At 38.4% G+C, this 10,169-nt stretch carries 12 protein-coding genes; 2 read left to right on the top strand and 10 right to left on the bottom strand.

The window, feature by feature from the left end:
• The 6 genes from WAM07_RS05975 to WAM07_RS05950 all read right to left on the bottom strand — a co-directional run.
• Positions 1-886, bottom strand: an 886-nt coding sequence (locus WAM07_RS05975; protein ID WP_422165589.1) for a hypothetical protein, incomplete at its 3' end; no start/stop codon positions are given.
• Positions 883-2,097 (bottom strand): DUF58 domain-containing protein, encoded by a 1,215-nt coding sequence (locus WAM07_RS05970; RefSeq protein WP_422165587.1) that lies wholly within the window; start codon positions 2,095-2,097, stop codon positions 883-885. The genes WAM07_RS05970 and WAM07_RS05975, both read right to left, overlap by 4 nt.
• Positions 2,094-3,047: an AAA family ATPase gene (locus WAM07_RS05965; RefSeq protein WP_422165586.1), complete on the bottom strand. Its 954-nt coding sequence runs from the start codon at positions 3,045-3,047 to the stop codon at positions 2,094-2,096. The genes WAM07_RS05970 and WAM07_RS05965 overlap by 4 nt, the downstream gene beginning before the upstream one ends.
• Before the next feature lie 117 nt (positions 3,048-3,164).
• The gene (locus tag WAM07_RS05960; RefSeq protein WP_014644190.1) at positions 3,165-4,082 is read right to left on the bottom strand and encodes a glycine betaine ABC transporter substrate-binding protein; all 918 of its coding nucleotides are present in this window, start codon (positions 4,080-4,082) and stop codon (positions 3,165-3,167) included.
• A 190-nt stretch (positions 4,083-4,272) separates the two neighbouring features.
• Positions 4,273-4,461: a YfhD family protein gene (locus WAM07_RS05955; RefSeq protein ID WP_422165584.1), complete on the bottom strand. Its 189-nt coding sequence runs from the start codon at positions 4,459-4,461 to the stop codon at positions 4,273-4,275.
• Between the two features lie 142 nt (positions 4,462-4,603).
• Positions 4,604-5,770 (bottom strand): MFS transporter, encoded by a 1,167-nt coding sequence (locus tag WAM07_RS05950; protein ID WP_422165582.1) that lies wholly within the window; start codon positions 5,768-5,770, stop codon positions 4,604-4,606.
• Between the two features lie 148 nt (positions 5,771-5,918).
• On the opposite strand from WAM07_RS05950, the gene WAM07_RS05945 reads away from it, so the two are divergent.
• Entirely contained in the window at positions 5,919-6,677 is a 759-nt protein-coding gene (locus WAM07_RS05945) for a TrmB family transcriptional regulator (RefSeq protein ID WP_422165580.1), read from the top strand.
• A 46-nt stretch (positions 6,678-6,723) separates the two neighbouring features.
• Here the strand turns inward: WAM07_RS05945 and WAM07_RS05940 are convergent, their stop codons facing one another.
• Positions 6,724-6,963 (bottom strand): hypothetical protein, encoded by a 240-nt coding sequence (locus WAM07_RS05940; protein ID WP_014644194.1) that lies wholly within the window; start codon positions 6,961-6,963, stop codon positions 6,724-6,726.
• 757 nt (positions 6,964-7,720) lie between these two features.
• On the opposite strand from WAM07_RS05940, the gene WAM07_RS05935 reads away from it, so the two are divergent.
• Entirely contained in the window at positions 7,721-8,530 is an 810-nt protein-coding gene (locus WAM07_RS05935) for an alpha/beta fold hydrolase (protein ID WP_422165579.1), read from the top strand.
• Between the two features lie 119 nt (positions 8,531-8,649).
• Here WAM07_RS05935 and WAM07_RS05930 read toward each other — a convergent pair whose 3' ends face one another.
• The 3 genes from WAM07_RS05930 to WAM07_RS05920 all read right to left on the bottom strand — a co-directional run bounded on the left by WAM07_RS05930 (position 8,650) and on the right by WAM07_RS05920 (position 9,917).
• Positions 8,650-9,246, bottom strand: a complete 597-nt coding sequence (locus WAM07_RS05930; protein WP_422165577.1) for an RIO1 family regulatory kinase/ATPase — start codon at positions 9,244-9,246, stop codon at positions 8,650-8,652.
• A gap of 167 nt (positions 9,247-9,413) precedes the next feature.
• Positions 9,414-9,671: a small, acid-soluble spore protein, alpha/beta type gene (locus WAM07_RS05925; protein ID WP_422165575.1), complete on the bottom strand. Its 258-nt coding sequence runs from the start codon at positions 9,669-9,671 to the stop codon at positions 9,414-9,416.
• 12 nt (positions 9,672-9,683) lie between these two features.
• Positions 9,684-9,917, bottom strand: coding sequence for a YozQ family protein (locus tag WAM07_RS05920; protein WP_422165574.1), 234 nt, complete (start codon positions 9,915-9,917; stop codon positions 9,684-9,686).
• Positions 9,918-10,169: the final 252 nt, after the last annotated feature.

Genomic DNA, 10,169 nt, shown 5'->3' with positions numbered 1-10,169 from the left:
CTACTCGATCAGTCCTTTTCTTGTTCCTTAGACGGTACATAATATACAAAATGAGAATAATACCAACGATTAGCAAAATAACCGTTCCCGTCTGCGCTGCCTCAGCTAATTGCTGCGAGGGTTCACTGTCCGCTGAAGAAAGAGGTTCATTAGAGTCACGAAGCATTTCACTACTCTCCTGGTCTTGATTTAATTTTGCTAAAGGTTCGACTTCAGATACCTCAAATCCCGTAAGCTCTACTAAAAAGAAAAACCCTTGTATTCCTTTTAAAAACACGATGGAAACTGCCTGCCATGAACTTGTAATTAATAACCTCAAAGGTTGGAATAAAGCTGCTAACGTAGATGCACCGGCGGCAAACCCAAATATCAGAAACACTATTTTCTTCTTTCCTTTTTTTCGATCACTTTTGGAGACCTCTATGTAATGAGAGAAAAAATAACCAAGAATAATCACACCGTATTGCAAGGCCAAAATTATGATAATCTCTGTCTGTGCAAAGAAGAGCATACATACAAAAGCCATGATCGTTGTAAAAAAAAGCATAAAACGTTCGTTTTCCCGATCAGGCTCCTGCTCATGTAACAGATAACGCCAAACCAGAAAGCCGGAAAGCATGAGGCTAAACACCAGTGGAACTCCCATAAATACACCTATCCCAGCTAATAAAGCAGCTACAATAATGAAAGGAAAGAAGCTGGAAGATAGCTTGGACGCCCCGACGAAGAATAAAAGTGACAAGATGACGACTGTTATAAAGGAGATAAGAGGTAACTGGAGAGAAACCCAGCTCCATCTCCCCATAAGAAATAGAAAAAAGAAAAAAGCCAGACCTTCACTTACAAATTGATAGGACATGACGGTTAATTTATTACCACTAATCATACAGATGCTCCCCTATAAGAAAAAGGCACCAAGATAGCTTGGCCGTCTTCTACTTGGACTTGAAATACTTTCAAACCTTTCCGGCTCCATCTTCTAATGTATCGATAGGTATGTTCAGGTATATCCCCAACTATAATAATGGTTTTCTTTTTGTAGAGCTCATGATGTAATCGGTGCATTAGCTCTTCCACTGGCATAAATAACTGGTTAGCTTGAATCCTCGCCAGTAACTCCAAAGAATCTTTCAAATGTTGATTTCCACTGCCTTCTGGCTGAAAAAAGAATGGTCTGTCATGCGGTCTCCTCATATTGATTAGCAGTTCGAAATCGTAGTTATTCTGTGCAGCAAAATGACAAAGGTAACTGGCATAAGATAATAAGTTTTCTAAGTTTCTTGAGATGTGTTCATTCCCAAGCCGGGTTTGCTGCGTAACATTTACAACGATTGTCCAGCTTATATCTACTTGGCGTTCAAAAACTTTAGTTTGCAGTGTCCCCGTTTTAGCACTTGCTTTCCAGTGAATACGATGAAACGGATCAGAAGATACATAGTCCCTGGTTCCTACAGGAGTAAGTAAATCCTCGAACGGGGAAAATGAAGCCCGTTGTTCACCAGGCGCTACTTGAAATACTTCTTCTATTCCATACACCGGCTTTTGAACAGGGTAAATTACGATCTCCGTCTCATAAAGCGGCAGGAAATCCATAGATATTGGAGAGAATTTTATTAAGTGCGGAAAACGATACTGAATATCTGTAATCTTAGTAACCCCACGCTGCTCAGCTTTAATAGGAACTCTCACTTCCTTTTCCCCTTCGCTCATTAATGAAAGAGGGATTGAATATAAATATCCTTTCGAACTCTCTCGAATAAAAGATTCATCAGCTTTAATGTTTGAGTTACTTTGAAAAGATAATCGGCCGTTTAAAACAGGAGCTTTTGAATTATTTCTAAATCGAAAACGAAGCGATGTATCTTCTCCAGGAAATAACCGAATGGAAGTTCTATGATTAAACAGTTTCAGTGATGACCCGCTGTATCTGTCATACCATTTACTCGAAAGAGCAATCACTATAAGCAAACTTGTAGGTATCAGAAGGATGGATTGATCGAGAAAAAAACTTAATATTCCCGTCAATAAGATCATCGCTAAAAGAAAATCATAATACCTATGATTTTCATACCCAAGATCTTTCTTCCACTGTTTCACCGTGTATCTCCGGCTTCCACAGGTACGGGTACTTGTTCTATAATTTCACTTACCACTTGAGAATTCGATTTACGAATTGAACCCTCCATTGAAAGGACAATGCGATGTTCAAAGACATAAGGAGCCAGTTCTTTGACATCCTCAGGAGTTACATAACTTCTCCCATTGAGTAATGCTTTTGCCTGACTGGCTCTCATAAAAACTAAGGCTCCACGAGTGCTTACTCCTAATTCAATATCGTGATTATGTCTGGTTAAACGTACAAGGTCCAATAAATAATTCATCGTATCCTCAGCAATCGTCATTTTTTTTACTTCTTCCCGCAAAGTCAGAATATCCTCAATATGAAGATCAGCCATTAACGTATGCATAGGTTCATCCATTTGGTAGGTACGCAGAATGTTTCTTTCTTCTTCGGCTGAGGGATAGCCCATATCTATCTTAAACATGAATCGATCGAGTTGGGCTTCTGGTAAAGGGAAGGTCCCCTGACTGCTCTCGATTGGGTTCTGAGTAGCGATTACAAATAATGGAGGAGTGATTTGTAACGTTTCTCCATCTACTGTCGTCTGTTTTTCTTCCATAACCTCCAAAAGACTGGACTGAGTTTTAGGCGTGGCACGATTTATTTCATCAGCCAATAGAATGTTCGTCATAACAGGTCCTTCTCGTAATTCAAATTCCTGAGTTTTTGGATTAAAAAATTGAATCCCTGTCACGTCACTGGGAAGCACATCCGGTGTAAATTGGACACGGCTGAACTTACCATCCATGATCTTCGCAAAACTCTTGGCCAGCTTTGTCTTACCTGACCCTGGAACACTTTCCAGTAGCACATGGCCATCTGCAAGTATTGCTGTAAATAACAACTCTATAACATTTTCCTTTCCTAATATCACCTGGTTAATGGATTCGTGCGCTTTCTTTACAGCCTCTGCTTTTATACCCAATCTTCATTTCCCCCTTATGTATAAATACCTACCTAATCGTAACATATTTCTGATAATTCTATATGTGAACAAAAAACAACCTGTTCTCTAAAGAACAGGTTGTTTGTAAAGGGATCGTTATTCAGCTGTCCATTCATCAATGACATCCTGGTGTTCATCGATCCAGTTTTGGGCACCCTCTTCAGGTGTGTCTGCTTCGTTTAAAGCAGCCATCAGACTACCCAGCTGCTGGTCATCCATCTTAAAGTTGTCAAACCATTTTACAACTGTAGGGTTGTCTTCTTCCAAACCTTTACGGGCAGCATATGAAATATTTTCTGATTCACCATATACACCTTTTGTATCTTCAAGGAACTTAAGGTCCATTTCTGCAAATACCCAATGAGGTTTCCAAAGTGTTACCACAATTGGTTCTTCATCTTCAATAGCACCTTTAAGTTCTGTTGTCATTGTTGGGCCAGATGAAGCGGCCAGAGAATAGTCCAAGTCGTATTCATTAATGGCATCTTCCGTTAAGGACATCAGACTTGCACCGGCGTCAATTCCCACAATTTGTTTCTCATCTAATGCATCTGTAGTTTTTAAATCTTCTATCGTATTAATGTCTTCCATGTATGTTGGTACTACAAGCCCTAATTCTGTACCTTCATACCATGTTTCGCGCCAGTCAATATCTTCTTCATACTTATCATAGAAAGCTTTGTCTGTATTTGGGAGCCAGATTTCCATCCCAATGTCTAGATCTCCAGAAGAAAGGGCTTCATATAGGAATCCTTTTTCTACTTGTTTAAGCTCCACGTCATACCCTTTTTCTTCTAAAACAATTTTCCACATATTTGATACGGCTACGTTTTCAGCCCAGTTGTTCATACCAATACTGATAGAACCTTTTTCTTCAGTAGATTCACCGTTATCTGATCCACCATCACCATTTCCACCTTCAGCGTTCTCGGAGTCGTCTCCTCCACCACAAGCGGCAAGTACAAGCACGATACCTAAGAATAATGCAGGTAGCCATTTACGTAAATTACTCATTAAAATCCTCCTTTAGTATATTCCCTGATGACTTTAGTCTTGATTATATTTTCATATTATAGCATAAACAATTTCAAGTTCAAACAATTTCAACTGTACAAATACTCTTTACAGTTTTAACTAAATTCAGCTTGATAGCTACCTCAGATCATCCAACATTTGGATGACCTGAGGTAACAGTATATGACATTTATTTATTTGATTTTTTGTGAGCGCGACGGTCAGCTGCTTTACTTCTTTCTAGAGCTTCCATATCTTCGCGATCGGCAATCTCTTCAGAAAATTCAACGTCAATACCCGGGTGCTTCTGATCTGTAGGTGTTTGAGGAAGTCGTTGTTTTCTCTTCCCTTTTCCGCTGTTGTGTTCATCTCTTCCCATTAGCAATACCCTCCTTTTAGTTGATCATTTCTATTATTTACAACTAAAATCTTTACTATTCTCTGGTCATATTAAAATGAAATAAAAAAACCCCAGGACCATCCATTTTTTTGGATGACCTGAGGTACTATTTCTTTCCATATCAATGCTGTTGGATGGTCTGTGTTTTCGAAATGCCTCTGGTAATTGAGAAACAGCTAGAAGCTAGAGCAAGAAGAACAAAAAGTCCACCAACAGTAGCGTTATGAATAACTGAACTCTGTTCAATAACGATACCACCTATAGTTGAACCTAAAGCAATTCCTAAATGAAGCGCAGAGTTGTTCAAACTTTGCTGGATATCAGAGGTTTCAGGGGCAGTAACTACGAGATAACTTTGCTGAGCTGGAGTGATTGCCCAGCTTAGAGAACTCCAGAAGACCATGACAATCAAGAATAAAGGTAATGAAAAAGTAACATAAGGAATGATAAAGATTGCTATAGCAAACAAAACAATAATACCTATAATGCTCTTTTCCGCTCCCCATTTATCTGCGGCCATGCCTCCTATACCTCCGCCTGACACTGCTGCCACTCCAAAAATAAAGTAAGCAATACTTACCCATGCTGGATCCAGCCCTAAAGTCGTCTTTAAAAAAGGTGTCAGATACGCATATAAGGTCAGATGACCTGTTAAAAACAAAAAGGAGGTCAACTGGGCAGAAAAAATTTTCTTATCTTTCAAAGAGTGGATCTGTTCCTTAATAGAAATCACGGGCTTAGGCTTAATTCGTTCCAAAGTAAATGCCACAGCAATCATAGAGACTAACGTAAGGATAGATATAAGCAAGAAAGGAACTCGCCACCCAAACGCATTACCAATGGTTAGACCTATTGGCACGCCCAAAACCAATGATCCGCTAATTCCCATAAAAATAATGCCGATAGCACGTCCCCGATATTGATTCTCCACAATAGCAGACGCAATTGTAACGCCCAGCACCACTAACAAGGAACCGCTTGCTGCCGTCAGCACCCTTGCCGCCATAAGAACAGCGTAAGAGGGACTCCAGAAAGCTATCATATTTCCTGTAAAAAAGATGAATAATGTCCATAACATTAACTGTTTTCTTTCAATTTTGGCTGTCGCTGTTAAAAGTACGGGCGAAGCCAAAGCAAAAACAAGCGAAAAGATTGTAATTAATAATCCGGCTTGTCCCAAAGAAATACGTAAATCAGCAGCAACCAGGTCTAAGGTGCCGCCTATAATCAATTCAACCGTACCGACTACAAAAGCAACGATAGCCAGCATATACACTTTTTTGTTCATTCGTCTAAAACCCTCTCCAATTAGGTTACCACTACAATAGTAACCACTTACCTTTACAAAAACAAGAGAAAATATGCTAGTATATTTTACGCAACAACTTATTCCATGTATTCTTTAAGCAAGAAGTTATGGACAAGGGGAATCTATTATGTTACAAAAATTCGGTTTTACTCAATACGAAAGCCAAGTTTTTGAAGTATTATCTGCAAGTCATCAGCCCATGGACGCAAGCACAATTGTTAGATTTTCTCAAGTTCCCAAGTCAAAAGTCTATGAAGTGCTGAATCGAATGGTTGAGAAAGGGCTAATCTTAAGTTCCTCTACTGATCGGAAAAAACTTTATAATGCTGTTCCGCTTGAAACTATTATTGAAAACCTGACATCCGAGTTTGAAGCTAATGTGGAAGATCTGAGGAATAAAGAATACACTTCCCCTCCGGTGGACGATCGTGTATGGACGGTAAAAAATAGCAGAACAATCTTGTCTTTAACAAAAGAATTAACGGAGAATGCGAACTCCAGCATTTACATATCAGGTTGGAATGATCATTTGAAGGCTCTCACTCCATTGCTTGAACAGAAAAAAAACGAAGGCGTTACAGTAGAAATGCTGTCTGTGGGGGAACTGGAGAGTTCCATACCACAAACTCATGTATTAATACCGAATGAAGGTCATGAAGCTCTTGAAAAATATCAATTGTTGATAGTTGATGAAAAGGAGATATTGTTCGCAGGGATTGAGCAGGGAGAGTGGCAGGGGATACAAACACTATCCAGATCTCTTGTTAAATTTTTCACTGAATTCTTTTACCACGACGTAGCCCTTACCGAAATTACAAAAAAATATGAAAACACTCTCATGGAGGATGAGAGTATAAAGACGATTCTAATGAAACTCAGATATTAAAAACACCTCCGGTCTCCTATATTCTGGAGTACCCGAGGTGTAATCATTATACCTTTTCAACTATATAAGCTTTTTTCTCACGGAAGTATTTTTCTCCGTCCTCAGCAGAATGTTCAAAGAATCCTTCAAATACATCCACAACTTTATATTGGCGCTCTGGATCAGTAAACAATTGTGATTCATTGTTTGATAGAACAACCACATCGGTTGTAGAAACAAAGCTGTCTAATTCTTTTGCTAAATAGTTTTGACCTACTTCTACATTACTTAAACGATGTTGTGTCATTTCTTTATTCCACCTTTCATATATGGATGGTTTCCCCTTAAGTTGAGCTGTAAAACATAAGAAAGCTAATGGAGACAGAATGATTAATAGAAAAGAATTTGCAGGCTGCACCTTATATTAAAATAATGTGAAGTTATCAAAGGAAGAGTTTTTTCAAGTTATTCTTCCGGTTAGGAACGGAAGATGACGTGATCCAGCCCCTCTTTGAGGCAGGATCAGTTTTAAAGATATTAAACGAAGCCATTTGTTGTGCCAGACTTTATCTTTAACAAGAACTCACAATGCTTCTTCTTTCAGCGTTTAAACTACATCCATTACCTCTACCTTCTAACTCAAGCAGGAAAACAACCAATAACACTATCCAGCTTTCTGCTTGTAAGAGTCAAGCTGAAGGCTCTAATACAGGGAAAGCTCCCCCTTTTATCTGAGGAACTGCGTGAATGTTCATTAAGCTGAATTTAATAGAGGAGAAGCGGGTATATGTGTTAAGAAAGCAAAGAATTGAATACCTGCACAGCCTGACATTTAACCCAATAATTAAAATCTATATTGCCTAGTTTAATCAGCAAATGAGTGGTAAAAATATGAAATGGGATTGAAAATGGAGAAGTCCGTTGAAAGCCATTTTCAATCTTAAAAGAAATAGTATGGAAAGCAGAGACCGGTCTCATGGTATAATCTTTGAAATTTGATATAAAGAAGCCAATCAAATGGCTTTTATTGCGACTGAGTCTTCTTAATAAATAGAGGTGTAAACTTGTTAGAATATAAAGTATTTAGTGAAGAACATACAAAACCATATGTACTTCTACTTCATGGAATAGGTGGAAGTGCCAACATCTTCTTTCCTCAAATTAAAGAATATAAAAAACATTTTAATGTAGTCGCTCTACATCTGCGAGGACATAAGGGATCCCCAAGTGTTTATTCAAACTCAAGCTCATTTTCTTTTAAAGAGGCGGCGAATGATATTATTGAGGTTATGGATCAATTACGAATTAAGAAAGCGCATTTCGTTGGGGTGTCTCTTGGAACGGTTATCATTCACCAGTTGCTATCCATGGCCCCTAATCGCGTAGAAACTGCCGTATTGGGAGGAGCCATAACAAAAGTTAACCTTATATCCAGGCTGCTTCTTGCTTTTGGGAAGCTGGCCAAGAATGTGATGCCATACTTATGGCTGTATTCTTTGTTTGCACGAGTGCTGATGCCCAGAAAAAACCACAAAGAATCTAGGAATGCTTTTATAAAAGAAGCTTCTCAAATGAAACGAGCAGAATTTTTAGGTTGGTATGATATAGCCCCTACGGTAGACACTACTTTTGAAGACGTGGAAAAAGCGGCTGGGTCTATTCCTAAACTTTACCTCATGGGTAGCGGAGACCGCATGTTTAAAAAAGATACTTGGAAGGATGTAAAGAATATACCTAATACAACATGCCTTTTCATTCCTAATTCCGGGCATGTAGTAAACCTGGACACGCCAGAGATTTTCAATAACTGCTCAATCTCATATATGAAAGCCAAAGGAAACATCCATGGCTCCATATTAGAAGAAAAGACTTGAAATATTGGTTCATGAAGGAGAAAGGGGTCCGGAAAAAGCGGCTCTTTCTCCAATAAAAAGATCGTCCTGTGTATGTTTACCCTAAGGATATTCCCCATGCTCCCTAAAGCCTTTTCCTCCTAAATGGATAACAAACGTTTCCGGTACAACAGTATTATTAATTCTATAAATAATTTAGGAAATCGCTTAGGGAAAAACTTTCTCAAGTAAAACTTATAGAATGCTTTCTTCAAATCAGGCCAGTACTGACATTCATAAGGTTGAGTGAACCTTACCACATCAATTAGTACTACTTCGTTATTTCTGGTTAGCATAATATTTCTCAGATGTATATCACTCGGTGTTAAGCCCCGACTCCTCACATATGTTAATACTTCATCAACTTTACGTACCATCTCTGGAGTAATACGCTTTCCAGTTGTAAGACAGTCATAAAAAGTTATACCTTCCACATACTCCATGATTAAATAGCCATCTCCAACTTCAATTAAATGTGGAAAAAATACTCGGTTGGATAAACGATTATAAACCTCCGCTTCTCTGAATGCTAAATGCTTATGAGAAGGATAAAAGACTTTGATCACCTGATTGATTTTCCTCATTTTAAAAACGGCCGCACTGCGCCCCTGACCTACACACTCGAGTTCAACCGGAAAACTTACAATACGGTTATCTTTAAACACAATTTCATCGACCAAATCTTCTATCTTTTTCATAGTATCCCCTCTATGGAAAAACGTTTATTTATTACTTCCTATTATACCGGATTTCTTAATAAAAGAATGAACTTTGCTTGTTCATTCTAAATTTATGCCACTATATCATTTTAGTGCTCAAATAAAAAAGCAGGAAGTTTTTTTCTCCCTGCTTTCTTATTTGAGCACTAATTATTTTTTTCCATAAGTTCCTTCTGAGCTTGTCTAACTAATTCTTTTACCATTTGTCCCCCGATTGTTCCGCCGATCCGGCCAGCGTCTCGTGTACTTAAGTTTCCGTTATCAAATCGGTTTAATGGTATGCCTTTTTCTTCTGCGACTTCAAACTTTGCATTTTCAGGAGTCTGGCTTTTCAGCAGTCTTTGCTTCAAATCATCCAGGCCTTTTTGTGCCTCTGGAACTAATATTTTATTGTTTCTTGCCATATAAATAACTCCTTATTTCTTATACTTAGAAAAACGCTCTCGTGAAAGAGGTTTGCCTTCGTGACTGATTAAATTTCCATCCTGGTCTAATTGATCAATGTTACCGTCGATCGATCCTTCTGTCATCGTGTCCGAAACTTGTTCGTGAGTGACCGAAAGCCCCTGCGATGTCTCATCATTTTTTTCGTAATCAGCCGGCTCATAACTACGTTCAGCTATTTCTTCTATTTTTTGTTTTTTACTCAAGATAAATACCTCCTTTACTTGCTATTAGTTTCTGCTCCTTTATTTAAATTCATTCGACGTCCTTTAAATGAAAAATTAGAGCTTGGATAAAATTATTTTTATCATCCAAACTATAGATGGAGGTGTTAAACGATGAGCAAGAAAAGTAATGCCAATAAAAGAAAGGCTCCTAAAACGGTGAACCCTCAAGGTTTGACGGAGGACATCGCCGATCAGCAGCCAGATTCCCAATTTGAACAAAAAGCTAAAAAA

Source organism: Halobacillus sp., from assembly GCF_049282395.1.
Classification (GTDB): Bacteria; Bacillota; Bacilli; order Bacillales; family Halobacillaceae; genus Halobacillus.
This window is presented reverse-complemented; position numbering and strand designations above follow the sequence as displayed.

Bases quoted from the DNA above. Each gene is read 5' to 3' on its own strand.
- WAM07_RS05945 (WP_422165580.1), top strand. From the start codon at position 5,919: ATGTTACAAAAATTCGGTTTTACTCAATACGAAAGCCAAGTTTTTGAA.
- WAM07_RS05960 (WP_014644190.1), bottom strand. From the start codon at position 4,082: ATGAGTAATTTACGTAAATGGCTACCTGCATTATTCTTAGGTATCGTG.
- WAM07_RS05925 (WP_422165575.1), bottom strand. From the start codon at position 9,671: ATGGCAAGAAACAATAAAATATTAGTTCCAGAGGCACAAAAAGGCCTG.
- WAM07_RS05955 (WP_422165584.1), bottom strand. From the start codon at position 4,461: ATGGGAAGAGATGAACACAACAGCGGAAAAGGGAAGAGAAAACAACGA.
- WAM07_RS05930 (WP_422165577.1), bottom strand. From the start codon at position 9,246: ATGAAAAAGATAGAAGATTTGGTCGATGAAATTGTGTTTAAAGATAAC.
- WAM07_RS05950 (WP_422165582.1), bottom strand. From the start codon at position 5,770: ATGAACAAAAAAGTGTATATGCTGGCTATCGTTGCTTTTGTAGTCGGT.
- WAM07_RS05940 (WP_014644194.1), bottom strand. From the start codon at position 6,963: ATGACACAACATCGTTTAAGTAATGTAGAAGTAGGTCAAAACTATTTA.